We start from the raw sequence: 21,836 nt of genomic DNA, 5'->3' as shown, positions 1-21,836 counted from the left end.
GGAGGAGTGAAATGAGGAGCAGAAACCCGGTCTTCTCGCGACGGGGGTTCAGCCGCGACAACGGCTACGCGGGCTTCAACACCGCGCCGCAGGCCGGGGGCCCCGCCGTAGGAACGCAGGGCAACCCCTACGCCGGGGGCAACCCGTACGCGCAGAACCCGTACGCCCAGCAGGACCTTCAGCAGGGCGCGCCGCCCCAGGCCCCGGCCACCACCGGCCGGATGACCATGGACGACGTCGTCCAGCGCACCGGCACCACCCTCGGCACGCTGATCGTCACGGCCGCGCTCGCCTGGGTACTGCTCCCGGTCGACGACGCCAACATCGGCCGTTCCTACGGCATCGGGATCGGCGCCGCGCTGATCGCGATGGTGCTGGGCTTCGTCCAGTCCTTCAAGCGCAAGCCCGTCCCGGCGCTGATCCTGTCGTACGCCGCGCTGGAAGGCGTCTTCCTCGGCGTCGTCTCCAGCGTCGTCGACAACCGCATCGCGAGCGGCGCGGCCATGCAGGCCGTGATCGGCACGATGGCGGTCTTCGCCGGCGTGCTCATCGCGTACCGCGCGGGCTGGATCCGCGTGAACCGCCGCTTCTACGGCTTCGTGATGGCCGCCGCGCTCGGCTTCGTGCTGCTGATGGCGGTCAACCTGCTGTTCGCGGTGTTCGGCGGCGGTGACGGCCTCGGCTTCCGCAGCGGCCCGCTCGGCATCTTCTTCGGCGTCGTCGGCATCATCCTCGGCGCCTGCTTCCTCGCCCTGGACTTCAAGCAGGTCGAGGACGGCATCGCGTACGGCGCCCCGAAGGAAGAGGCGTGGCTCGCGGCCTTCGGACTCACGCTGACGCTGGTGTGGATCTACATGGAGTTCCTGCGGATCATCGCGATCCTCAACAGCAACGACTAGCCGACAGCAGGCTGATCCGCGAAAGGGCCCCGGGTTCGTCCCCGGGGCCCTTCGTCATGTCCGTAAGTCTGTGATGGGTCGGTCTGTGGTGCGCGCCTAGAGCAGTTTGCGCGCGGCCCTCCTCAGGTCGTACTCGTGAATGATCGCCTTGGCGTGGCCGTATGCGAGGTCGTGCTCGGCGCGGAGCCAGCTGACCTTCTCCTCGAAACGGAAGAGGGCGGGGCCTTCGTCGACGGTGCGCAGCCAGTCGGATACTTCACGACCGGTGCAATGGGGGATGCGGGCGAGCAGGTTGCGGTGGGTCTCCTGGGAGAACACTTGGGACATCGGCGCCTCCGGACGCATGGGGTGTAAGCCGGTCCTTCAAGTCACCGTGCCTGAGCGTTCGCCCGTTGGCAACAGTCCCGGTGCGGCGCGTAGTCTCGCGGCGTGGTGGATACGACGCGGTTGACTCGAGCGGTGGATCACTTCGCGGACCGGCTGCGGGCTGCGCCGCAGAGCCGTCTGCAACGGGGCGCTGCCGCTGAGGCGCTGGGGCTGGCCAGGGAGTTCGCCCTGTGGGCGCAGCGGGTTGAGGACCCCTCGGGGGTGCCTCGGGAGATGCCGGACGCGGGGATGTTCGCGGCCGCCGATCAAATCACCGTGGCTGTGCATGACTTGGCGGTCGTGTTGGTGAATGACGCCGAGGTCGACGAGGCGCTCGGGTTGGTTGCGGAGGCGCAGAAGAGGGCGGGGGTCTGAGGTACGTCGGCTGGTGCGGGTGCGTTGTGGCTGGTCGCGCCCACGCGGCGGAGCCGCAAATTGACACAGCCCCGCGCCTCTGAAGACTAAAAACGCGGGCGCGCCGTGTCTTTCAGGGGCGCGGGGAACTGCGCGACCAGCCCCCACCGACCCGCACCCGGCAACGAATCAGAGTGACGCTATAACCCTGTCCGCCAGGATGTACACGTTCTCCTCACCGCACGCGAACGTCAGTGTGTACGCGCCGGAGACACCCGAGCCGCCCAGGAGGAACGGGGTCTCGCCGGCGCGGAGGGCCGCGGCGAGGCGTTCGGCGGTTTCGCGGTGGCCGGGGGTCATGCAGAGGGTGGTTCCGTCGACGAAGACGTAGACGTCGAGCGTGCCGAGCGGGCCGGGACGGACGTCGGCCAGTTCTACGGCGGACTCGGCGAGCTCCTCCAGCGTGGCCACCGTGCGTTCGTGGTCGTTCGCCACCGGTGACTGGGCCGGGACGAAGTCCGGGTGGGACGGGTGGCGGCGGCGGGCCGCGGCCAGTTCGGGGGAGTCTCCCCCAGAGGGGGCACCCCCGGCGAATTCCTCGGGCTCCGTGAACGGCTCGGTCACCGGCTCCAGCGGTTCGAGGCCCACGAAGTCGCTCTGGCGGGGCATGAACAGCTCGCTGTCGGGCAGACCCAGCAGGGTCGGCACCTCGGTGTCGCGGGCTTCCTGGGCGGCCCAGAAGGCCCGCGCCTCGGCCAGCTCCCGCTCCCGTTCCTCGGCCAGTGCCTCGGCCACGGCGGCGCGTATCTCGTCCGCGTCGGCATGGCTGCGGGCGGCGGGCACGAGCGCCCGTACGGCGGCGGCCCGGCCCTCGGCCAGTTCGATGTGCAGGTCCGCCACCTGTCGACGGAGCACCAAGAGGGTGCGCAGGACGGCAACGCCCACGGCGCCTGTGGCGGCCGTGGTGAGCAGCAAAGCGATCGGCATGGCGCTCACTGACGTACTCCCGGTTCAAAGTCGGCCCCCGACTTCCTACATCAGCTTGAAGGGCGGACTAACCAGCTGTCAGTGCGTAACGTCACGAAACGGGCAGGACTTTGGGCCTGATGTTTGGTGGTGAAACGGTCCTGACCTGGGAAAATCCCTCTTCGAAGGGAGATAGGTCACATCCTGGGGGAGATTGGATCACAAATCGGCCCAGAACCCAGGTGGTTGCTGGGTTCCGGGCCTGATGGTGACGCAAGGTTCCCGTACGGCTACGGGGAGTTGGTCAGCTGAGGCGCTCGATGACCATCGCCATGCCCTGGCCGCCGCCGACGCACATCGTCTCCAGGCCGAACTGCTTGTCGTGGAACTGGAGGGAGTTGATCAGTGTGCCGGTGATGCGCGCGCCGGTCATGCCGAAGGGGTGGCCGACGGCGATCGCGCCGCCGTTCACGTTCAGCTTCTCCAGCGGGATGTTCAGGTCGCGGTAGGACGGGATCACCTGGGCGGCGAACGCCTCGTTGATCTCGAACAGGTCGATGTCGTCGACGGTGAGACCGGCGCGGCCCAGCGCCTGCTTCGACGCCTCGACCGGGCCGAGGCCCATGATCTCGGGGGAGAGGCCGGAGACACCGGTAGACACGATCCGCGCCAGCGGGGTCAGGCCCAGCTCGCGGGCCTTGGTGTCGCTCATGATGACGACCGCGGCGGCGCCGTCGTTCAGCGGGCAGCAGTTGCCGGCGGTGACCAGGCCGTCCGGGCGGAACACCGGCTTGAGGCCGGAGACGCCCTCCAGGGTGACGCCGGCGCGCGGGCCGTCGTCCTTGCTGACGACCGTGCCGTCCGGCAGCGTGACCGGGGTGATCTCGCGCTCCCAGAAGCCGTTCTTGATGGCTTCCTCGGCGAGGTTCTGCGAACGGACACCGAACTCGTCCATGTCCTGGCGGGTGACGCCCTTGATCCGGGCCAGGTTCTCCGCGGTCTGCCCCATCGCGATGTACGGGTCGGGGAGCAGGCCGTCCTCACGCGGGTCGTGCCAGGTGGAACCCTCGGACGCGGCGGTGGCGGCGGTGCGGGCCTGCGCCTCGTCGAAGAGGGGGTTCGTGGTGCCCGGGAGGCCGTCCGAGCTGCCCTTGGCGTAACGGGAGACCATCTCGACACCGGCCGAGATGAAGACGTCGCCCTCGCCGGCCTTGATGGCGTGCAGGGCCATACGGCTGGTCTGCAGCGACGAGGAACAGTAACGGGTGATCGTGCAGCCCGGCAGGTGGTCCATGCCCATCTGTACGGCGACGATCCGGCCGAGGTTGTAACCCTGCTCGCCGCCGGGGAGGCCGCAGCCGAGCATCAGGTCCTCGATGAGCGCGGGGTCCAGCTCGGGGATCTTCGCCAGGGCGGCCTGGATGATCGTGGCGGTCAGGTCGTCGGGGCGCAGGTCCTTGAGGGAGCCCTTGACGGCGCGGCCGATGGGGGAGCGGGCGGTCGAGACGATGACGGCTTCGGGCATCACGGCTCCATTGGCGTTCGTACGGTGTGATGTGCAGGGCTCCTTGGGAAGTTACCCGTACGTATGGCCTCGGTCACGGGAAGCGCGGTGTGACCCTGACCGCAATTGTCTAAGCGCTTGCTTGGGCCTCCGGCGGTAGAGCGGGCCAGTGGTGCGGCTGGGCCGGGCCGGACGTCCCAAGGGGCTCCGCCCCCTGGACCCCCGACCTGTGCCCTGCCCACCCACCACCCGACTCGGTGGGTCGAGAAGTGCGCCAACCCCCAGCCCGTCCGGCGGACGACTGGCGCGGGCCGGCAGGGGCGGGCGTCCCTGGAGGCTGCGCCCGGGCGTGTGCCGAAGAGGTGCCGGATGGGCTGGAGGGAGCCGCCTCCTCAAACGCCGGTCGGGCTGGAGGGAGCCGCCTCCGGTTCCGGTACCCGCCGCCGCTTCCGCCGCTTCAGCAACGCCCAAGGTCCCCGAGGCCCCGTCGGCATGGCCGCCGTGACCTCCGTGCCCGGCTCCGATGCCGCCTCCGCGGCGGCCCGTGCCACCGGCAGGAAGCCCTCGCGGCGGGACACGTCCGGGCGGTCCTCCTCGGCCGGCCAGAGGCCCAGCGCCGCGCAGACGGTCGGGAGGACCGCCATCGCGGCGGTCGCGTACCCCTCCGCCGAGGGGTGGAAGTTGTCCGGGCCGAACAGCTCGCGGGGGTTCGCCGCGAACTCGGGGCCGAGCAGGTCGCCCAGCGACACCGTGCGCCCGCCCTGTTCGACCGTGCCGATCGTCTGGGCGGCGGCCAGCTGCCGGGAGGCCCGGCGGGCCAGCCAGCGCAGCGGCTGCTGGACCTGCTCCACGGTCCCGAGGTCGGGACAGGTGCCGACGACCACCTCGGCACCGGCCGTACGCAGCCGCCGTACCGTCGCCGAGAGGTGCCGGACCGATCTGGTGGGGTGCATGCGGTGGGTGACGTCGTTCGCGCCGATCATGATCACGCAGACGTCGGGCACGCGGGAGGTGTCCGCGAGGGCGAGCGCGACCTGGCGGTCCAGGTCGTCGGACTGGGCGCCCGGGAGGGCCACGTTGCGCAGCTCGACCGGGCGTTCCGCGACCGCGGCGAGGCCGGAGGCCAGCAGTGCGCCCGGGGTCTGGGCCGCCCGGTGGACGCCCTGCCCGGCGGCCGTGGAGTCGCCGAGCATGGTCAGCCGCAGCGGGGGTTCACCCGGGGTGTCGTAGACATGGCCGTAGCGGCCGTCGGCGCTGGGCACATGGTTGCCGCCCGGCGCATGGCCGTTGCCCACATGCCGTTTCACGAAGCGCACCTCGGCCAGCACCAGGCCGACGGCCGCCGCGCCCACCAGCCCGACCCCGCCACCGCCGTACGCCGCACCGGCCGCGATCCGCCGGGCCACCCGCGCCCTCGACATCCTCGTCATACGTCGCCGCCACCTCCTCGTAGCCGTCAACCACTCCTTGCCCCGAACAGCACGTCGCCCAATCTCAACAGGCGGTGAACGCGCTTTTCGGGCCTTAGGCTGGCGGAACCAACTACGACCACTTCTTTTGCAGCAACCGGAGACAACGGTGCAATTCCACGACTCGATGATCAGCCTCGTCGGCAACACCCCGCTGGTGAGGCTCAACAGCGTGACCGCGGGCATCCAGGCGACCGTTCTGGCCAAGGTGGAGTACTTCAACCCCGGCGGGAGCGTGAAGGACCGTATCGCCCTGCGCATGATCGAGGCGGCGGAGCAGAGCGGCGCGCTCAAGCCCGGCGGGACCATCGTCGAGCCGACCAGCGGCAACACCGGCGTCGGCCTGGCCATCGTGGCCCAGCAGAAGGGGTACCACTGCATCTTCGTGTGCCCCGACAAGGTGTCCACCGACAAGATCAACGTGCTGCGCGCGTACGGCGCCGAGGTGGTCGTGTGCCCGACCGCCGTGGACCCCGAGCACCCGGACTCGTACTACAACGTCTCCGACCGCCTGGTCCGCGAGACGCCGGGCGCCTGGAAGCCCGACCAGTACTCCAACCCGAACAACCCGCTCTCCCACTACCACTCGACCGGCCCCGAGCTCTGGGAGCAGACGGAGGGGCGGATCACCCACTTCGTGGCGGGTGTGGGGACGGGCGGGACGATCTCCGGCACCGGGCGTTACCTGAAGGACGCCAGCGAGGGGAAGGTCCAGGTCGTCGGCGCCGACCCGGAGGGGTCCGTCTACTCCGGCGGGTCCGGGCGGCCGTATCTCGTCGAGGGCGTCGGTGAGGACTTCTGGCCGACCGCCTACGACCGGACCGTCGCGGACGAGATCGTCGCCGTGTCCGACAAGGATTCGTTCCAGATGACCCGGCGGCTGGCCAAGGAGGAGGGGCTGCTCGTCGGCGGCTCCTGCGGGATGGCGGTCGTCGCCGCGCTGCGGGTCGCCGAGCGGCTCGGGCCGGACGACGTGGTCGTGGTCCTGCTTCCCGACAGCGGGCGCGGGTACCTCAGCAAGATCTTCAACGACGAGTGGATGGCCGACTACGGCTTCCTGGAGGACGAGGGCCCCAGCGCCCGCGTCGCCGACGTCCTGAACGACAAGGTGCACGGCGCCATCCCGTCCCTCGTGCACATGCACCCGGACGAGACGGTCGGCGAGGCCATCGAGGTGCTGCGCGAGTACGGCGTCTCGCAGATGCCGATCGTGAAGCCGGGCGCCGGTCACCCGGACGTCATGGCGGCGGAGGTCGTCGGCTCGGTCGTCGAACGGGAGCTGCTGGACGCCCTGTTCACCCAGCGCGCCTCCCTGACCGACCCGCTGGAGAAGCACATGTCGGCGCCGCTGCCGCAGGTCGGTTCCGGTGAGCCGGTGGGTGACCTGATGACCGTGCTGGGCGCGGCCGACGCGGCGATCGTCCTGGTCGAGGGCAAGCCGACCGGGGTCATCAGCCGGCAGGACCTGCTGTCCTTCCTCGCCAAGGGCGGGAAGCAGTAGCAAAACGTCCGGTGAACGGGCCGTGACGGCGGCGACTTTGCGGTTGCCTACCGAATCGGTGGACTTCGTTGAAGTGGTACGAGCGCGTCACGTCCACGCAGCACCCGCTTAACACGGGTACGGCAGATTAGTGGTTGTCGGCAGGGCGGGAGCGGCTCCCCGCCTCGCCGGCACAAAAACGGCGTCACGGACCTCCGGAGCGGCTCCCGGACCTCCACCGACGCCTAGGACGCGCACGCCCGGCCCTGACCCGGCACGCGTCCCTCGCGGGGACCGCCGTCGTCCCGCCCTCCCGGCAACGGGGGGTGCGGCGGTCCCCGCGCATAGCTTTCTTACGCGGGTAGGTCGTCTACGACGCCGAAGTTGCCCAACTTCCCAGCAGCGCAAGCCTCTCCGCCGTCTCCGAACCCGGCTCCGGCGTGTAGACCACGAGCGTCTGCGCCAACTCCCCCGGTACCGCGAGTGTTTCGTACGGCAGGGTCAGCAGGCCCGCGACCGGGTGCTGAATGCGCTTCACACCGAAGGCGCACTCCTTGACCTCGTGGTCGGCCCACAGACGGCGGAAGTCCTCGCTGCGGAGGGAGAGTTCACCGACGAGGGCGTTCAGCTTCGGGTCGTCGCCGTCGCGGCCGGAGGTCACCCGCAGATTCGCGACGGCCTGTGCGGCGACCGCCGTCCAGTCGGGATAGAGGTCGCGCGAGGCCGGGTCGAGGAACACATGGCGCGGGATGTTGCGGACGGCCACCGGCATCCGGCTGAAGCCGGTCAGCGCGTCGGCGAGGGTGTTCCAGGCGAGCACGTCCATCCGGGGGCCCAGCACGAAGGCGGGCATACGGTCCATGCCGTCCAGCAGCACCTGAACACCGGGGCGGACACGGGGAGTCGGCGTCCGGTCCTGCTTCCCCCGGTGCGGGCGGGCCACCGTACGCAGGTAGGCGTGTTCCGTCTCGTCCAGGCGCAGGACGCGGGCGATCGCGTCGAGGACCGCGTCCGAGACGCTGGTCCCGCGGCCCTGTTCGAGCCGAATGTAGTAGTCGACGCTCACCCCGGCCAGCTGCGCGACCTCCTCGCGGCGCAGCCCGGGGACCCGCCGGCGTCCGTACGAGGCCAGCCCCACCTCCTCGGGCTGGATGCGAGCGCGGCGTGAGCGCAGGAAGTCTCCGATGTCCCCGTCCATGGGTCCGATGGTAGGCCGGTCGCGGTTTTCGAACCTGGTACTGGCAGACCCAGGAAAAACGCATCCCTGGGTAGGGCTCGCGGGGCGGCGCACGGTGGTGGACGTCGCCGGGGAAGTGCCCCGGCGGACCACCTTCCGAGGAGCACCTCATGTCGTACGAGAATCTGGCCGGCCGTACCGCCGTCGTCACCGGGGCCGCCAGCGGGATCGGTCAGGCCATCGCCGTGCAGCTGGCCGCGAACGGGGCGCGGGTGGCGCTGCTGGCCCGGCGCGGGGAGCGGCTGGAGGCGCTCGCCGGGAAGATCCGGGCCGACGGGGGACAGGCCCTCGCCGTCGTCGCCGATGTCACCGACGACGCGGCCGTGGAGGCGGCCGCCGAGCGGGTCCACGAGACGTTCGGGCCGGTCGACCTGGTCGTCAACGCCGCGGGCGTCATGCTGCCGCACGCCGTCGACGACGGGCGGATCGACGAGTGGCGGCGGATGCTCGACACCAACGTGACCGGGGTGCTGCGGGTCATCCGCGCCTTCACCGGGGACCTCGTGGCCGCGGCGGCGGAGGGCCGTAGCGCGGACCTGGTGAACATCTCGTCCGTCGGCGCGCACATCACGTTCCCCGCCTACGCCGTCTACGGAGCGACCAAGGCCGCCGTCACCTATCTCTCCCAGTCGCTGCGCACCGAGCTCGGACCGCGTGACGTACGGGTCACCAACATCGAACCGGGCCTGACCGAAACCGAGTTGGGGACCCACCTCGGCAGCGAGGAGATGACCCGCCAACTGGACGAGATGTTCAGCGCGTTGGGCGGGCTGTCCGCCGAGGAGGTCGCCGATGTCGTGGCCTACGCGGCGAGCCGGGCCCGGCACGTCAACCTGCGGCAGATCATGGTGCTGCCCACCCGCCAGGCGTGAGTGGGCAGTTCAGCCCTCCCACTCGCTGTCCTGCGAGGGCTTCCCGCGCCGCCCGCCGAAGAGTCCCGGGTTGGTGCGGGCGGCCTGGACGGCGTTGACGCCGACGATGCCGGCCCAGGCCACCAGGAGGCCGGGGAGGTGGGCGATGCCGCCGCCGATCGCGGAGAGCGGGATCGCCAGGACCATCGAGACGATGCCGAAGCCGAAGCGCTCGCCCCAGGAGTCGGTCGGCTTCGGTCCGCCGCGCGAGCCGCGGGCGACCACCATCTGCTGCTCGGCCATCTGCCGGCGCACCCGGCGCTCCACCGCGCCGTCGATGCGCTGGTCGACCTTCTCCAGGAACGAGTCGACCAGCGCCGACTCGTACTCGTCGCCCAGCTCCCTGCGCGCCTGCAGGGTGGCGTTGAGTTCCTTCTTGAGTTCGGCGTCGTGCGAGTCGATTCCCGTCATGCGGTTCAGATTAGGGAGCGGTCGCGCCCGCTGCACTGGGGATAGCCCCCCTGTTGGGATTCGGGTTCACCGGGAGTACCCCGAGCGACTCCAGCACCTTGCGGTGACCGTGCTCCACACCCGTGATCCGGACCTCGATACCCCGTTCGCGCAGCTCGCCCACCGCCTCCTTCAGCGCCGGCGCGCCCGTCGCGTCGACCGCCGTCAGCCCTGACAGCCGTAGGTCCACGGCCGTCACATCGCGCACATCCGCCAGGCTGCGGTCGCGTGGGGGAGGGGGGTTACGGCAGCAGGGACACGAGGCCCGTGTCCAGGTCGAAGCGGGCCGCGACGACCTGTGCGGAGGTGAAGGCGGGGTCGGCGCGGATCGCGTCCCTGACCCAGGCCGTGTGGGCGGTCATCGTGTGCTCGGCCCAGTCGCCGGGCAGCGCCCGGGTGCGGCGCGCGGCCGGGGCGATCTCGTCCACCAGGAGCGCGAGATGGCCGGGGACCGGGGCGCCGGTCGCCAGGTGGGCGAGGGTCGCCGCCACCGCCCCGCAGCGCTCGTGGCCGAGCACCAGCACCAGGGGGATGCGCAGTTCCTCGACGCCGTACTGGATGGACGCGAGCACCGCCTCGTCCAGGACCTCGCCGGCCGTCCTTGTGCACAGCAGGTCGCCGAGGCCCTGGTCGAAGACCAGCTCGGGCGGCACCCGGGAGTCGATGCAGCCGACGATCACCGCGAACGGGTGCTGTGCGGTGGCCAGTTGGTGGCGCAGCGGGCGGCTCTCGTCGGGGTGGCGGGAGTGCCCGGTGGCGTAACGGCGGTTGCCGTCGAGGAGTTCGGCGAGGGCCGCGGGTGCGGTGGTCGGGTGGGGACGGATACCGACGGCGGCGGTGGCGGTCGTGGGGGTGGTGGCCAGCGCGCCGACGGCGGTGGCCGTCAGAAAGGCCCTGCGGTTCGAGGCCATGCGGTTCCTCAGGTGGTGAGCGTGAACTCACCCTACGCATGCGATCGATTACCAAGAGTGCCGATTTAACGACACTTGACTGATCCCTCGTCAGATCATCGACGCGCCGTTACTTCGTGATGCCGTGCTGCTTCGCGTACGTGTTCGCCACGTCCTCCGGGTCCTTCTTGTCCTTGTCCACCTGGCGGTTCAGCTCGGTGAGCTGGGCCGTGGTGAGCAGGTTGCCGAGGCTCGCGAGGGCCTTGCGGACCGTGGGGTCGGCCACCCGGTCGGCGATGAGCGGGACGATGTGCTGACTGGGGATCAGGGTCTTGGGGTCGGTCAGCACGACCCAGTCGTTGGCCTTGATGTCGGTGTCGGTGGTGAACAGGTTCGCCACGTCCACATCGCCCTTCTTCAGCGCGCCCTTCACCAACGGCCCGTCGGAATCAAGGGACTTGAACTCCTTGAACTCGATGCCGTAGACGTCCTTCAGCCCTACGACGCCCACCTGACGGGTCTTCACCTCGGCGGAGGCGCCCAGAGTGAGCTTGCCGTTGTGCTTCGCCAGGTCGGCCAGCGTGGCGAGGCCGTACTTCCTGGCGGTCTCGCGGGTGACGACGAAGCAGTCCGCGTCCTCGGCGATGCCGTAGGGCAGCACCTGGAGGCCGGAGGGGAGGGCGAGGGTGAGGGCGTTCTGCATCTCGCCCGCCTCCGCGACCTTGGACTTGGGCTGGAGGTAGGTGAGCAGGGAGCCCTGGTACTCGGGGAGGAGGTCGATGTCGCCGCTCTTGAGGGCGGGGAAGACGATCTCGCGGGTGCCGAGGTTGGGGCGGACCTTGACCTTCACTCCGGCCGCTTCGAGGGCGGCTGCGTAGAGGTAGCCGAGGACCTGGTTCTCGGTGAAGTTGGCGGTGCCGATGGTGACGCCGTTCTTGCTGGAGGCGCTGCCACCGCCGGCGGAGCCCCCGCCGTCGAGGGAGGTGACACCGCTGGAGCAGGCGGACAGGACGGGGACGGCGACTGCCGTTCCGGCGAGGGCGCCGAGGAGGGTGCGACGGTTCATTTCAGGTTCCTTCAGGTTCGGCGCGCCCCAAAGGGGGGCGGGACTGTATCGATGTGCGGCTACCGCCGCGCGAGCGCGATCAGCCACGACGAAGCCGCAGACGACAGACGGCACAGTCAGCGAAGCGCCGCCGTGCGGTGGCGGAAGAGGAAGCGCTGGAGGGCGGAGAGCCCGAGGTCGAGGACGATGGCGACGACGGCGACCAGCACCGCACCGCCGAGCACCTGCACGAGATCGCGCTGGGCGAGTCCGTCGAAGACGTAGCGGCCCAGGCCGCCGAACGAGACGTAGGCGGCGATCGTGGCCGTGGCCACCACCTGGATGAGCGCGAGCCGCAGGCCGGTCATGATCAGGGGGAGCGCGAGGGGCAACTCGACCTGGAAGAGGACCTGGTGGCCGCGCATGCCCTGCCCGCGTGCCGCGTCCTTCACGTCCGGGTCGACGGCGGTCATGCCGGCGTAGGTGTTCGTGACGATGGACGGGACCGCGAGGGCGACAAGGGCGATGTACACCGGCCACATCGACAGGCCGCTGGCCAGGAAGACCAGGACGACCAGGCCGACGGTCGGCAGCGCGCGGCCGAAGGACGCGAGGTTGATCGCGAGGAACGCGCCCTTGCCGGTGTGCCCGATCAGCAGGCCCAGCGGGAGGCCGATCACGGCCGCGATGAGGGTCGCCAGCAGCGAGTACTGGAGATGCTCGGCGAGGCGGTGCGCGATGCCGTCCGTGCCGGCCCACTGGGAGCCGCTGGTCAGCCACTTGGCGAGGTTCTTGAAGAGTTCGTACATCAGGCTCGCCGCCTCTTCCACGGGGTCAGTACGTACTGGAGGCCGACGAGGGCCGCGTCCGCGACCACCGCGAGCAGCAGGGTGAGGACCACGCCCACGATCACCGGGGTCGGGAAGTCGCGCTGGAAGCCGTCGGTGAAGAGCTGGCCGAGACCGCCGTCGCCGATGTAGGTCGCCACGGAGACGAGGGAGATCGACATGACCGTGGCGATGCGGACGCCCGCCATGATCACCGGGAGCGCGAGGGGGAGTTCGACGGTGAGGAGCGTGCGCAGGGGGCGCGTGCCCATCGCCTTCGCGGCCTCCTTCGTCTTCGCGGGGACCGAGTCGAGGCCTTCAACCGTGTTCCGCAGCAGCACGACCAGCGTGTAGACCGTCAGGCCGATCACCGTGGTGGTGCGGGTGAGGCCGCTGATCGGGAGCAGGAGCACGAAGATCGCGATCGACGGGATCGTGAAGAGCACGTTCGAGAGGCCGAGCAGGAAGCCCCGGAGCGGGCGGACGCGGTGGGCCACGACCGCCAGCGGGAGCGAGATCAGCAGGCCGAGGAAGACGGCGGTCATCGCGGCCTGGAGGTGCGAGAACGTGAGGCTGGTCAGGTCGTCGGTGTGGTCGCCTATCCACGACCAGTCGACGCTCATGCCGCGACCCGTGCGTCGGCGTGCGCCTGGCCCGCGTGGGTGTGGATGTCGTCGCGGGACGAGACACCGGTGAGGACGCCGTCGGCGTCGACGCGGGCGATCAGGCCGTTCGGAGAGGCCACGGACTCGTTGAGGGCCGCGAGCAGGGAGTCGTGGTCGTGGAGCGGTCGTACGGGGATCTCGGCGCCCTGCGCCGCCCAGTGGAGGGGCTTGCGCGCCTCGTCCAGGACCAGGGTCCAGGCGGTGCCCTCGGGGGCCGGGCCCTGCGGGACCTCGGCGAGGGTCTTCAGCGAGAGCAGCTTGAGGCCGCGCTCGGCGCCCAGGAAGTCGGCCACGAAGTCGTCGGCCGGGCGGGCGAGGAGTTCGGCGGGGGCCGCGCACTGGACGAGGTGGCCGCCGGTGCGGAAGATCGCGATGCGGTCGCCGAGCCGTACGGCCTCGTCGATGTCGTGCGTGACGAAGACGATGGTCTTGTTCAACTCCTTCTGGAGCCTGAGCAGTTCGTCCTGGAGCTGGGTGCGTACGACCGGGTCGACCGCGCCGAACGGCTCGTCCATCAGCAGCACCGGCGGGTCGGCGGCGAGCGCGCGGGCCACGCCGACGCGCTGCTGCTGGCCGCCGGAGAGCTGGTGCGGGTACCGCTTGCCGGCGTCGGCGGCGAGGCCGACGGTCTCCAGCAGTTCGGCGGCGCGGGCGCGCGCCTTCTTCCGGCCGTGGCCCAGCAGGAGCGGCACGGTGGCGATGTTGTCGAGGACCGTGCGGTGCGGGAAGAGCCCCGACTGCTGGATGACGTATCCGATGGAGCGGCGCAGTTCGGCGGCGTCCTGCTGGGTGACGTCCTTGCCGCCGACCTTGATGACGCCCGAGGTCGGGTCGATCATCCGGTTGATCATCCGAAGGGTGGTCGTCTTGCCGCAACCGGAGGAACCGACCAGTACGGTGACCCCGCCTTCCGGCATCTCCAGGGAGAGGTCGTGAACTGCTGTCGTGCCGTTGGGGAAGCGCTTGTGGACCGCGTCGAACTGGATCATGAGTTGTCCCTTGCCCGGCTGTATAACGTCATGCAGAGTTCTCGGTGTCTGAATAGTTTGTCAATGTCTCCGCGTTAATCCGAGGTAACGGATGACCGGCAGGCAAGATCGAGTGTCCTGATTGAGGGGAGTTTGGGGCCTTATGTCGTCTCGGATCGTGGACGCCGCCGATGCGATGGTGTCCGGGAGCCCCGACCTCGTCGTCCTCGACGGCGTCGGCTTCGGGGTCGCCGATGTCGTCCGGCTCGCCGACGGGGACGCCCGGCCGGTCCCCGGCACCGACGCGATGAAGCGCGCGACCGAGTCCTGGGACGCGGCCCGCCAGATCGCCGCGACGGGCCGTGTCTACGGCCGCTCGACGGGCGTCGGCGCCAACCGGAACGAGGATGTGCCCACGGAAGCGGCTGCCGAGCACGGGCTGCGCCTGCTCCGCAGCCATGCCGGCGCGATCGGCGACGAGCTTCCGGCGCGGGAGGTGCGGGCGATGCTCGCGGTCCGCGCCAACCAGCTGCTCGCGGGCGGCGCGGGACTGCGGCCGACGGTCGTGACCGCGCTGTGCGAGGCGCTGGAGAGCGGGGTGCATCCGGTCGTCAACGAGTTCGGCTCGGTGGGGACGGGGGACATCGCCGCGCTGGCCCAGGTGGGTCTTGCGTTGGCGGGGGAGCGGCCGTGGCGAGGTGCCGAGAACGGTCTTGCCGGCGTCCCCGAGCCCCAACCCCTCGACAACAACGACGCGTTGGCGCTCATCAGCAGCAATGCCCTCACCCTCGGGCAGTCCGCGCTCGCGCTGCACGAGCTGCGCGGGCTCATCGGTGCCACGCAGGTCGTCGGGGCGCTGTCACTGCTCGCGGTGGACGGTTCGCACGAGCCGTTCGCCGCGCCCGTGCACGCGGCCCGGCCGCACCGGGGATCCACCGAAGTCGCCCGCCGGATGCGGGAGTTGATCGGTGCCGCCGACCGGCCCACCCCTCCCCTCGGGCGGATCCAGGACCCGTACGGCTTCCGGTGTCTGCCGCAGATCCACGGGCCCGCGCACGACGCGGCGGACGCGCTGGAGGAGGTCCTCGCGATCGAGATCAACGCGGCCGCCGAGAACCCCTTCATCTCCGCCGAGGACATGACCGCCTACCACCACGGCGGCTTCTATCAGGCCCAACTCGCCCTCGCCCTGGACCACTTCAGACTCGCGCTCACCCAGGTCGCCCGGCTGTCGACGTCACGGCTCTCCTCCCTCAACGAGCCCGGTTTCACCCGCCTCAAGCCCTTCCTCGCCGACAGCGAACCCGCCTCCTCCGGCGTGATGATCCTGGAGTACGCCGCCGCCGCTGCCCTCGGTGACCTGCGCGCGTTCTCGGCTCCCGCCTCGCTCGGGCACGCTGTACTCTCCCGGGGCGTCGAGGAACAGGCCAGCTTCGCCTCGCTCGCAGCCCGTCAGACACTGCGCGCCTGCCGCGCGTACCGTCTCGTCGTCGGCTGCGAACTCGTCGCCGCCGTAAGGGCGTTGCGCCAGCGCGACCTGCGGCCCGAGCCGGAACTCCCGGTCGGCCGCGCGCTGGAGCTCGCCGAGTCGGTGCTGGACGACGACCCGGCGGACCGGCCGCTCACGGACGACGTGACGGCGGCGGCCGGACTGCTGGACCGGTTCACCGAGATCTGGAGGGGGAACACGTGATGACCGTGGATGGGAGGCTGGACGAGACGGTGGACGGGAGCCTGGAGGGAACCTTGGACAGGAGTACGGGTGTGACCGACAGCCCGGCCGCACGGCTGCAGACGCTCTTCGAGGGGCACCGGCTGACGCCGACCCAGCGGCGCATCGCGCACAGCATGGTGCGGCGCGCCGCCGAGGTGCCGTTCCTGTCCAGCGTGGAACTCGCCGAACTCGCCGGGGTCAGCCAGCCCTCCGTGACCCGCTTCGCGGTCGCCCTCGGCTTCGACGGCTACCCGGCGCTGCGCAAGCACCTCCGCGAGGTCGCGCCCGCCGAGTCGGCCCCGGACACGGCGTCGTACAACGAGTACCAGCAGGCCGTAGAGGCAGAGATCGAGAACCTCAAGCACCTCGCCGAGATACTGGCCGACCCCCGCCCGGTCGCCAAGGCGGGCCGGCTGCTCGCCGCTTCGCGCCCGCTGCCGGTGCTCGGGCTGCGCGCGGCGGCCTCGCAGGCGTACGGCTTCGCGTACTTCGCCGCCAAGGTCCATCCGGACGTACGGCTGCTCAACGAGGGCGGCACCATGATCCAGGACCGGATCGACGCGGCCGTCCGGGCCGGGGCCAGTGCCCTGCTGTGCTTCGCGCTGCCCCGGCATCCGCGCGAGGTCGTGGACACGCTGGCGTACGCGCGGGAGGCGGGCCTGACCGTCGTCACCGTCGCGGACTCGGCGTTCGCGCCGGTCGCCAAGGTGTCCGACCTGCTGATCCCGGCCGCCGTCGGCACCGGCCTCGCCTTCGACACGGCGTGCGCGCCGATGCTGCTGGGCCGGGTGCTGCTCGAGGCGATGTGCGACGACCTGCCGGACGCGCAGGCCCGGCTGGAGGAGTTCGACGCGCGGGCGGCGGCGCGGGGGCTGTTCGTGGAGTGACGGGGCGTCAAGTGCCCTGTGGGCGCGTGTGGTTCCGTGTCGGGGCCGCCCGGGTCGTGGTTGCCGGGCGGCCCCTTCGCGTCAGGTGACGCGGCGCAGGATCTTCTGTGTCACCGGTAGCGGCGCCCAGCACAGGGACGCCCAGTGCGTGACCGGGGCGACCGGGATCGAGACGGTGAAGGTCACGATCGTCGCGTCCACCCAGGCCAGGGTCTCCGCGATCACCTCGCGCGGGGCGTCCGGGCGCAGCAGCCCGGACCTGCGCAGGTCCGCGCGCCTCACGGCGCTGCAGGCCATCCACGACAACGCGAAGTGGGTCGGCGACCCCGTCCAGGTCTGCGGCTGGCTCATGCTCGAATACGGGCTGCGGGGTTCCGAGACCGCCGAGCAGTGGGCCCGCTGGGCCGCCGGGGAGCTCACCGAGCGCCTCGACACCCCCTCCTGACCCGGGGCAAGGCCCCCTCCTGACCCGGGGCAAGGGCGAAAAAGCCCGTTCTCAGACTCGTCTCACGTTCGCTCACTAGTCTCGCGGCCCGACGGAACTGTGCCGGGACGACCAGGAGGCAGGACGTGGCACGCGGAGATCGCAGAGTCCAGGGGCTGGCCCGAGTGGCCGTCGTCGTACGGGCCGGAGCCGCCCCGCTGTGGTGGTTCGGGGTGCTCGCGGCGGGTGTCGGAGTGCTGCTGCCCGGCATCACCGGGCGCCGGATCGGGGTGATGGCGGGCGCCGCCCTGTTCATCATCACCGCGGCCGTCGTGTCGTACGCGCGCCGCAGGCGCTACGCCGTCCTCGCCCGTGGCGCCGCCCGGGCCGGCAAGCACGATGTGCTCCAGGACCGCGCGGTGTCCGTACGCAACTGGCGTCGCGCGCACCGCTGGTGGATCGTGCTCGCCTTCGCGCTCGCGCTGGGCAGCGGGTTCGCCGTTCCGGCGGCGGGCGGGATGCTGCTCGCCGGGGCCGGCACGGGCCTGCGGCTGAAGGCCGCCTGGCTGGGGCGCCGGGAACGGGCCGACGACGTCCTGCTGTGGATCCGCGTGGACTGGCTGGACAAGCGGGGCGGCGCCCCCGCCGGGAAATCCGTCAAGGGCTACCGCTCCACCGGCATCGCCGCGGGCGACGCCACCCCGGGCGGGGCGCGCCGCCGCGGCGACGTGTACGCGTAGCCGGGCTCCGGTTTCTACACCTCCAGGTCCGCCTCGATCTTCTTCAGCTGGTGGCGGGCCATCGCCAGGTTGCTGCGGCTGGCGTCCAGCACCAGGTAGATGAACAGGCCGTTCCCGCCGCGGCCCTTGAGCAGCCGGATCAGGTGGTACTGGCTCGACAGGGTGATCAGGATGTCCTCGATCTCGCCCTTCAGGCCGAGGTGCTCCATGGTGCGCATCTTGGCGCGCACCACGTCGGTGTTGCCGGCCGCGGCGACGCCGAGGTCGAAGGTCTTGCTGCCGCCCATCGTGCCGAGCGCCATACCGCTGGTGTAGTCGACGAGCGCGACGCCGGTCGCGCCCTCGATGGAGGTCAGCGCCTCTTTGAGCGAGGTTTCGGTGTTGGCCATGACAGTGCTCCCTTGGGTCCGTTCAACTTTCCGTGGTGGTGCGCGCGTTGGTCGTTGCGGTGGTGCGTGGTGCGCGCGCCGTTCTCGTTCGTGCGGTGGTGGTCTTGGCGGGCGCCGGGTCGGCCCGCTCGGCGGCCTCGGCCGTCGCCGCCGCCTCGGCGTCGACCAGTTCTCCGATCCGGGCCCCCGTGCGGCGGCCCTCCAGCAGCAGTCGGCCGATGTTGACGCGGTCCTGGGCGAGCACGGTCAGCACGGCGCCCCGGCCCGCCGCGTAGGTCGCGACATAGCCGTAGACCCCGCGTACCAGCAGCTCGCGGAAGTCGCCCTGCCCGGTCGCGTCCGCCATTCGCATGGCCACGCCCAGCGCCGTCACGGTGAGCGCCGCGACCCGCTCCGGCTCGATGCCCGGGGTGTCCTGCGCCAGCACGAGACCGTCGACGCCCGCCGCCAGCGCCCCCGTCAGCTGCGGCACCCGGGCTCTCAACCGGCGCAGCTCGTCCAGGACTTCGGCCTCGGAGGCCATCGGCTCTCTCCTCTCGGCGCGTGGTCGCTGCCACTCAAAGGGCCTCCAGCGCATCCCTGAGCCTCTTCAGCAATGTGATGTCGGGGTCGGTGACGTCGGGCGGTGGCAGGACGGCGGGCGGTGCGGGCGGCCGGGGCGAGACGAGGCCCGCCGACACCAGCCGCCGGACGTCCAGCAGCGTGGGGTACGCCCGCCGGCCCAGCAGCCGCGCGATCTCCGGCGCCGTCCGGACCCCGTCAACCCGCGCCAGTACGGCGGCCTGCCGGGGTGTGATCGGCGGGGGCGCGACGGGGTCGGCCCGCACCAGCGGCGCGCCGTCCGTCGACGCGTCCGGCCAGACGCGGTGCAGCAGCTCGCGGCGGCGCAGGGTCTCGCGCTCCAGTGCGGCCACCGGAACCGGCCGCACCGAGCCCAGCGGATGCGTGACCCCGTACCGGAAACGCCCCGGGGTGCTGCTCGGCGCGAGCACGAAGTACGCCGCGTCGTACAGCGCCCCGAGCTGGCACAACTCCAGCGCGCCCGCACTCAGCAGGCCGCCCTCCAGCAGCAGCCGGGTGGTGGCGTGCCGGTCGTCGGTCGCGTTGGCGGCGGCCTCCCAGGCCTCGGCGCGCAGGGTGCCGTGGGCGGTGAGGAGCAGGTCGAGACCGGGGGCGGACGGGCTCTCGGCGTGCACAACATGGCCCGCGACGAGATGAAGACTGCCGCGTTCGCGGACGAGGACACCGGTGGCCTTCTCCGCCGCGAGCCTGGTCAGCATCGGTGAGACCCCGCCCCAGGCCCGGTCGACGGCGGCGGCCTTGTCCCGCACCGGCAGCCGGGGCGGCGGGGTGGTCGGCGTGGTCCTGAGTGCGGTCATCCCAGCACCAGCCGTCCCGCCATCTCGCCGAGCCGGATCCGGGCCAGCGCGAGATTGCCCTCCGTGCGGGCCAGCCACAGATGCAGGAACACACTGCTGTCGAACGACGTCCGCACGAACCGCAGCACGTGATAGCTGTCCCGGTTGCTGACGATCAGATCCTCCAGCGGGGGATCGTCGGCCTCCTCCCCGTCCTCCGCGTCGGACGCGAACGCCCGGTGCTCGGCCGCCAGCCGCGCCAGCTCCGCGGCCTCGGCCGCACTGGCCTCCTGGTCACCCCCTGGCGACTCTCCTACGACGCCCAGGGCCAGCCCGCTGGTCCAGTCGACCAGCGCGGCGCCCCGGGCACCGGGCAGTCGCATGGCCTCCAGTAAGCACTCGTCGATTCCGGGCACCGTGGCTCCCCTCCCGCCTGCGGTTCGGCTGAGTGACGACGAAGCTACGCACCGTGTGGCCGAGGGGTGAGGGATCTGGCATTTTCCAGTGGGACATGCCTGGAGTGACTAAGGTGGGTCAACTGACCCCGTTTTCACACCAGTTGCGTGAGCCAGTTGAACCGTGCGCCCACCGGCGCGCGTCAACGGCGCCCGGGTGCGGGCAGGGTGGTGAGCGCGGCGGCGTGCGCCCCTCCGGATTCGGCCACGATCTCCGCCGTCGTCTGCGGCCTCCGCACGGTCGCGAACGCCACACCCCCGGAACCGTCCGGGGCGAAGCCGTAAATGCCGGGCCTGGCAAGGGAGTTGTAGGCGTAGTGGGCCGCGAAGTAGTACGCCCCGGTGTCCAGCGCCGCCGCGTGATCCCCCTGCTCCAGCAACGGCAGCGACTGCCCCTCCGCCAGCAGATCACCCGCGAAGCAGGCCGGACCGGCGACGTCCTGCACCACCGCGGGCCCCGACTTGGGCCGCCCCTTCCCGTCGTAGGCGGCGATCCGCAGCGGCCACGACTGCGGCGCGTACACCGTCCGCGTCGCCACCTGCACCCCCGCGTGCGTGACCGCGATCGGCCGCCCGCCGGCGCTCTTCGCGTACTCGACCCGGGCCACCACCGTCCCCTGCTTGGCCAGCATCGACCGCCCGAACTCGGTCACCAGCCCGTACCGCCCGTCGAACAGCCCCGGCACCGTCTCCCTCAGCAGCCGCGCGTACTCCGCGTACGTCGGACTCGTCGCGTCCGAGCCGAAGTCGACCCCCAGCCCGCCGCCGATGTCGAGGGTGTCGATCTGCGGCCGCCCGAGCCGCGCGTTGATCTCCTCCGCCAGCGCGTACGTCTCCGCGACGCCCCGCGCCAGCAGCTCCAGCGGGATGCCCTGCGACCCGGTGTGCGCGTGCAGCCGGGTCAGCCACGGCCGCTCGGCGAACGCCCGCACCACCCACTCCCGCGCCCCCTCGTCCCGCAGCGCCACCCCGAACTTCGAGGTCGCCGTGGCGGTGGACAGCGCGGCGATCGACCCGGCGCCGATCTGCGGATTGACCCGGATCCCGAGCGGCGAACGACTCGTCGCCGACCGCATCAGCCCGTCGATGCGCTCCAACTCCTGCGGATTGTCGACGTTCACCGCGATCCCCAGCGCCAGCGCCTCCCGCAACTCCGCCGGCGTCTTCGCGGGCGCGTCGAGCACGGTCCGCTCCGGCCGCACACCGGCCGCCCGCGCCAGTGCCAGCTCGCCCGGGCTCGCCACTTCCGCGCCGATGCCCTCATCGCGCAGCAGCCGCAGCACCGGCACCAGCGGGCTCGCCTTGACGGCGAACGCGTGCAGCACCGGTGTCCCCGGCGCCGTCACCTCGTCGAACGCCGCCCGCAGCGCCGCCGCCGACTCACGGATCCCGGTCACGTCCAGCAGCGCGACGATGGGGGAGTCCGGCCCCAGCAGCCGCTGTTCGACGGCGGCCCGCACCGCCCGGTCCCGGCGCGCGGTCCGCTCGGCGCCGTCCGTGTGACCCTGGTGTACGTCGTTCACCGTGTCCCCCGTCGTGTCGTTGCCCGTGGTCGTTACATCCAGCCAAACATCCGGAGCCTGCCCACAACGACGCCTCGATGTATTGACTAGTTCTATTCAGAACGCCAGGATGTGAATAACCGCAGTAAAGATGCGCGCACAGATCCGCTGAGAGCAGTCCGCTAGGAGGCAGACCATGTCAGGACCCCGCCCCGTACGAGCACCCCGCGGTACGGAACTGAGCGCCCTGGGATGGCAGCAGGAAGCCGCCCTGCGGATGCTGCAGAACAACCTGGACCCCGAGGTCGCCGAGCACCCCGACAAGCTCGTCGTCTA

The 21,836-nt window shown here is 71.2% G+C and carries 26 protein-coding genes; 9 read left to right on the top strand and 17 right to left on the bottom strand.

Going from position 1 to position 21,836, the window contains the following annotated elements; translation table 11 throughout:
* Window positions 1-11: 11 nt before the first annotated feature.
* Window positions 12-899: a Bax inhibitor-1/YccA family protein gene (locus ACFXC1_RS40265; RefSeq protein WP_381252402.1), complete on the top strand. Its 888-nt coding sequence runs from the start codon at window positions 12-14 to the stop codon at window positions 897-899.
* A 96-nt stretch (window positions 900-995) separates the two neighbouring features.
* On the opposite strand, the gene ACFXC1_RS40260 is transcribed toward ACFXC1_RS40265, so the two are convergent.
* Window positions 996-1,226, bottom strand: coding sequence for a DUF4287 domain-containing protein (locus tag ACFXC1_RS40260; protein ID WP_026178224.1), 231 nt, complete (start codon window positions 1,224-1,226; stop codon window positions 996-998).
* A gap of 102 nt (window positions 1,227-1,328) precedes the next feature.
* Between ACFXC1_RS40260 and ACFXC1_RS40255 the strand changes: the two genes are divergently transcribed.
* Window positions 1,329-1,640, top strand: coding sequence for a hypothetical protein (locus tag ACFXC1_RS40255; protein ID WP_381252400.1), 312 nt, complete (start codon window positions 1,329-1,331; stop codon window positions 1,638-1,640).
* 168 nt (window positions 1,641-1,808) lie between these two features.
* Here ACFXC1_RS40255 and ACFXC1_RS40250 read toward each other — a convergent pair whose 3' ends face one another.
* The 3 genes from ACFXC1_RS40250 to ACFXC1_RS40240 all read right to left on the bottom strand — a co-directional run bounded on the left by ACFXC1_RS40250 (window position 1,809) and on the right by ACFXC1_RS40240 (window position 5,519).
* Window positions 1,809-2,606, bottom strand: a complete 798-nt coding sequence (locus ACFXC1_RS40250) for a hypothetical protein (RefSeq protein ID WP_381252398.1) — start codon at window positions 2,604-2,606, stop codon at window positions 1,809-1,811.
* A gap of 283 nt (window positions 2,607-2,889) precedes the next feature.
* Complete coding sequence (locus tag ACFXC1_RS40245; RefSeq protein WP_201050105.1) at window positions 2,890-4,110, bottom strand: acetyl-CoA C-acetyltransferase; 1,221 nt, start codon at window positions 4,108-4,110, stop codon at window positions 2,890-2,892.
* A gap of 371 nt (window positions 4,111-4,481) precedes the next feature.
* On the bottom strand, window positions 4,482-5,519 hold the full coding sequence (locus ACFXC1_RS40240; RefSeq protein ID WP_381252396.1) for an SGNH/GDSL hydrolase family protein: 1,038 nt from the start codon (window positions 5,517-5,519) through the stop codon (window positions 4,482-4,484).
* 148 nt (window positions 5,520-5,667) lie between these two features.
* On the opposite strand from ACFXC1_RS40240, the gene ACFXC1_RS40235 reads away from it, so the two are divergent.
* Window positions 5,668-7,059, top strand: coding sequence for a cystathionine beta-synthase (locus tag ACFXC1_RS40235; protein WP_381252394.1), 1,392 nt, complete (start codon window positions 5,668-5,670; stop codon window positions 7,057-7,059).
* A 349-nt stretch (window positions 7,060-7,408) separates the two neighbouring features.
* Here ACFXC1_RS40235 and ACFXC1_RS40230 read toward each other — a convergent pair whose 3' ends face one another.
* Window positions 7,409-8,236 (bottom strand): helix-turn-helix transcriptional regulator, encoded by an 828-nt coding sequence (locus ACFXC1_RS40230; RefSeq protein WP_381252392.1) that lies wholly within the window; start codon window positions 8,234-8,236, stop codon window positions 7,409-7,411.
* A gap of 149 nt (window positions 8,237-8,385) precedes the next feature.
* Here ACFXC1_RS40230 and ACFXC1_RS40225 point away from each other — a divergent pair, with 149 nt between their 5' ends.
* The gene (locus tag ACFXC1_RS40225; protein ID WP_381252390.1) at window positions 8,386-9,147 is read left to right on the top strand and encodes an SDR family oxidoreductase; all 762 of its coding nucleotides are present in this window, start codon (window positions 8,386-8,388) and stop codon (window positions 9,145-9,147) included.
* A gap of 9 nt (window positions 9,148-9,156) precedes the next feature.
* On the opposite strand, the gene ACFXC1_RS40220 is transcribed toward ACFXC1_RS40225, so the two are convergent.
* The 7 genes from ACFXC1_RS40220 to ACFXC1_RS40190 all read right to left on the bottom strand — a co-directional run bounded on the left by ACFXC1_RS40220 (window position 9,157) and on the right by ACFXC1_RS40190 (window position 14,052).
* On the bottom strand, window positions 9,157-9,597 hold the full coding sequence (locus tag ACFXC1_RS40220) for a hypothetical protein (protein WP_381252388.1): 441 nt from the start codon (window positions 9,595-9,597) through the stop codon (window positions 9,157-9,159).
* A gap of 10 nt (window positions 9,598-9,607) precedes the next feature.
* Window positions 9,608-9,844 carry a sodium-independent anion transporter gene (locus ACFXC1_RS40215; protein WP_381252386.1) on the bottom strand — a complete coding sequence of 79 codons (237 nt, stop codon included), beginning with the start codon at window positions 9,842-9,844 and terminating at the stop codon, window positions 9,608-9,610.
* A gap of 34 nt (window positions 9,845-9,878) precedes the next feature.
* On the bottom strand, window positions 9,879-10,547 hold the full coding sequence (locus ACFXC1_RS40210) for a carbonic anhydrase (protein WP_381252384.1): 669 nt from the start codon (window positions 10,545-10,547) through the stop codon (window positions 9,879-9,881).
* A 109-nt stretch (window positions 10,548-10,656) separates the two neighbouring features.
* Window positions 10,657-11,592 (bottom strand): ABC transporter substrate-binding protein, encoded by a 936-nt coding sequence (locus tag ACFXC1_RS40205; protein WP_381252382.1) that lies wholly within the window; start codon window positions 11,590-11,592, stop codon window positions 10,657-10,659.
* A gap of 116 nt (window positions 11,593-11,708) precedes the next feature.
* Entirely contained in the window at window positions 11,709-12,380 is a 672-nt protein-coding gene (locus ACFXC1_RS40200) for an ABC transporter permease (protein WP_381252609.1), read from the bottom strand.
* Window positions 12,380-13,021 (bottom strand): ABC transporter permease, encoded by a 642-nt coding sequence (locus tag ACFXC1_RS40195; RefSeq protein WP_381252380.1) that lies wholly within the window; start codon window positions 13,019-13,021, stop codon window positions 12,380-12,382. Before ACFXC1_RS40195 ends, ACFXC1_RS40200 begins: the two co-directional genes overlap by 1 nt.
* Window positions 13,018-14,052, bottom strand: a complete 1,035-nt coding sequence (locus ACFXC1_RS40190; RefSeq protein ID WP_381252378.1) for an ABC transporter ATP-binding protein — start codon at window positions 14,050-14,052, stop codon at window positions 13,018-13,020. The genes ACFXC1_RS40195 and ACFXC1_RS40190 overlap by 4 nt, the downstream gene beginning before the upstream one ends.
* A 142-nt stretch (window positions 14,053-14,194) precedes the next feature.
* Here ACFXC1_RS40190 and ACFXC1_RS40185 point away from each other — a divergent pair, with 142 nt between their 5' ends.
* The 4 genes from ACFXC1_RS40185 (at window position 14,195) to ACFXC1_RS40170 (ending at window position 17,796) form a co-directional block, all read left to right on the top strand.
* Window positions 14,195-15,724: an aromatic amino acid ammonia-lyase gene (locus ACFXC1_RS40185; RefSeq protein WP_381252376.1), complete on the top strand. Its 1,530-nt coding sequence runs from the start codon at window positions 14,195-14,197 to the stop codon at window positions 15,722-15,724.
* The gene (locus ACFXC1_RS40180; protein ID WP_381252374.1) at window positions 15,724-16,632 is read left to right on the top strand and encodes a MurR/RpiR family transcriptional regulator; all 909 of its coding nucleotides are present in this window, start codon (window positions 15,724-15,726) and stop codon (window positions 16,630-16,632) included. The genes ACFXC1_RS40185 and ACFXC1_RS40180 overlap by 1 nt, the downstream gene beginning before the upstream one ends.
* 148 nt (window positions 16,633-16,780) lie before the next feature.
* Complete coding sequence (locus ACFXC1_RS40175) at window positions 16,781-17,077, top strand: hypothetical protein (RefSeq protein WP_381252372.1); 297 nt, start codon at window positions 16,781-16,783, stop codon at window positions 17,075-17,077.
* Between the two features lie 125 nt (window positions 17,078-17,202).
* A complete protein-coding gene (locus tag ACFXC1_RS40170) occupies window positions 17,203-17,796 on the top strand; it encodes a hypothetical protein (protein ID WP_381252370.1) in 594 nt (197 codons plus the stop codon).
* 14 nt (window positions 17,797-17,810) lie between these two features.
* Here the strand turns inward: ACFXC1_RS40170 and ACFXC1_RS40165 are convergent, their stop codons facing one another.
* The 5 genes from ACFXC1_RS40165 to ACFXC1_RS40145 all read right to left on the bottom strand — a co-directional run bounded on the left by ACFXC1_RS40165 (window position 17,811) and on the right by ACFXC1_RS40145 (window position 21,521).
* A complete protein-coding gene (locus ACFXC1_RS40165; RefSeq protein WP_381252368.1) occupies window positions 17,811-18,185 on the bottom strand; it encodes a hypothetical protein in 375 nt (124 codons plus the stop codon).
* A 22-nt stretch (window positions 18,186-18,207) separates the two neighbouring features.
* Window positions 18,208-18,708, bottom strand: a complete 501-nt coding sequence (locus ACFXC1_RS40160) for a roadblock/LC7 domain-containing protein (RefSeq protein WP_381252366.1) — start codon at window positions 18,706-18,708, stop codon at window positions 18,208-18,210.
* A 34-nt stretch (window positions 18,709-18,742) separates the two neighbouring features.
* Window positions 18,743-19,564 carry a transcriptional regulator gene (locus ACFXC1_RS40155; RefSeq protein ID WP_381252364.1) on the bottom strand — a complete coding sequence of 274 codons (822 nt, stop codon included), beginning with the start codon at window positions 19,562-19,564 and terminating at the stop codon, window positions 18,743-18,745.
* Window positions 19,561-19,959, bottom strand: a complete 399-nt coding sequence (locus tag ACFXC1_RS40150) for a hypothetical protein (protein ID WP_262056222.1) — start codon at window positions 19,957-19,959, stop codon at window positions 19,561-19,563. Before ACFXC1_RS40150 ends, ACFXC1_RS40155 begins: the two co-directional genes overlap by 4 nt.
* Before the next feature lie 182 nt (window positions 19,960-20,141).
* A complete protein-coding gene (locus ACFXC1_RS40145) occupies window positions 20,142-21,521 on the bottom strand; it encodes a type III PLP-dependent enzyme domain-containing protein (protein WP_381252362.1) in 1,380 nt (459 codons plus the stop codon).
* 175 nt (window positions 21,522-21,696) lie between these two features.
* Between ACFXC1_RS40145 and ACFXC1_RS40140 the strand changes: the two genes are divergently transcribed.
* Window positions 21,697-21,836: hypothetical protein (locus tag ACFXC1_RS40140; RefSeq protein WP_381252606.1), on the top strand; the 140-nt coding region annotated here is incomplete at its 3' end.

This window comes from Streptomyces hokutonensis, assembly GCF_042751305.1.
In the GTDB taxonomy this organism is placed as follows: Bacteria; Actinomycetota; Actinomycetes; order Streptomycetales; family Streptomycetaceae; genus Streptomyces; species Streptomyces hokutonensis_A.
Note: the sequence above shows the minus strand (reverse complement) of the source record. Positions and strands in the feature narration are given on the sequence as shown.

Coding starts and splice junctions, on each gene's coding strand:
- ACFXC1_RS40230 (WP_381252392.1), bottom strand. CDS start 8,236: ATGGACGGGGACATCGGAGACTTCCTGCGCTCACGCCGCGCTCGCATC.
- ACFXC1_RS40225 (WP_381252390.1), top strand. CDS start 8,386: ATGTCGTACGAGAATCTGGCCGGCCGTACCGCCGTCGTCACCGGGGCC.
- ACFXC1_RS40220 (WP_381252388.1), bottom strand. CDS start 9,597: ATGACGGGAATCGACTCGCACGACGCCGAACTCAAGAAGGAACTCAAC.
- ACFXC1_RS40210 (WP_381252384.1), bottom strand. CDS start 10,547: ATGGCCTCGAACCGCAGGGCCTTTCTGACGGCCACCGCCGTCGGCGCG.
- ACFXC1_RS40185 (WP_381252376.1), top strand. CDS start 14,195: ATGTCGTCTCGGATCGTGGACGCCGCCGATGCGATGGTGTCCGGGAGC.
- ACFXC1_RS40200 (WP_381252609.1), bottom strand. CDS start 12,380: ATGTACGAACTCTTCAAGAACCTCGCCAAGTGGCTGACCAGCGGCTCC.
- ACFXC1_RS40265 (WP_381252402.1), top strand. CDS start 12: ATGAGGAGCAGAAACCCGGTCTTCTCGCGACGGGGGTTCAGCCGCGAC.
- ACFXC1_RS40165 (WP_381252368.1), bottom strand. CDS start 18,185: ATGGCCAACACCGAAACCTCGCTCAAAGAGGCGCTGACCTCCATCGAG.
- ACFXC1_RS40160 (WP_381252366.1), bottom strand. CDS start 18,708: ATGGCCTCCGAGGCCGAAGTCCTGGACGAGCTGCGCCGGTTGAGAGCC.
- ACFXC1_RS40190 (WP_381252378.1), bottom strand. CDS start 14,052: ATGATCCAGTTCGACGCGGTCCACAAGCGCTTCCCCAACGGCACGACA.
- ACFXC1_RS40205 (WP_381252382.1), bottom strand. CDS start 11,592: ATGAACCGTCGCACCCTCCTCGGCGCCCTCGCCGGAACGGCAGTCGCC.
- ACFXC1_RS40180 (WP_381252374.1), top strand. CDS start 15,724: ATGACCGTGGATGGGAGGCTGGACGAGACGGTGGACGGGAGCCTGGAG.
- ACFXC1_RS40260 (WP_026178224.1), bottom strand. CDS start 1,226: ATGTCCCAAGTGTTCTCCCAGGAGACCCACCGCAACCTGCTCGCCCGC.
- ACFXC1_RS40195 (WP_381252380.1), bottom strand. CDS start 13,021: ATGAGCGTCGACTGGTCGTGGATAGGCGACCACACCGACGACCTGACC.
- ACFXC1_RS40245 (WP_201050105.1), bottom strand. CDS start 4,110: ATGCCCGAAGCCGTCATCGTCTCGACCGCCCGCTCCCCCATCGGCCGC.
- ACFXC1_RS40240 (WP_381252396.1), bottom strand. CDS start 5,519: ATGACGAGGATGTCGAGGGCGCGGGTGGCCCGGCGGATCGCGGCCGGT.
- ACFXC1_RS40155 (WP_381252364.1), bottom strand. CDS start 19,564: ATGACCGCACTCAGGACCACGCCGACCACCCCGCCGCCCCGGCTGCCG.
- ACFXC1_RS40250 (WP_381252398.1), bottom strand. CDS start 2,606: ATGCCGATCGCTTTGCTGCTCACCACGGCCGCCACAGGCGCCGTGGGC.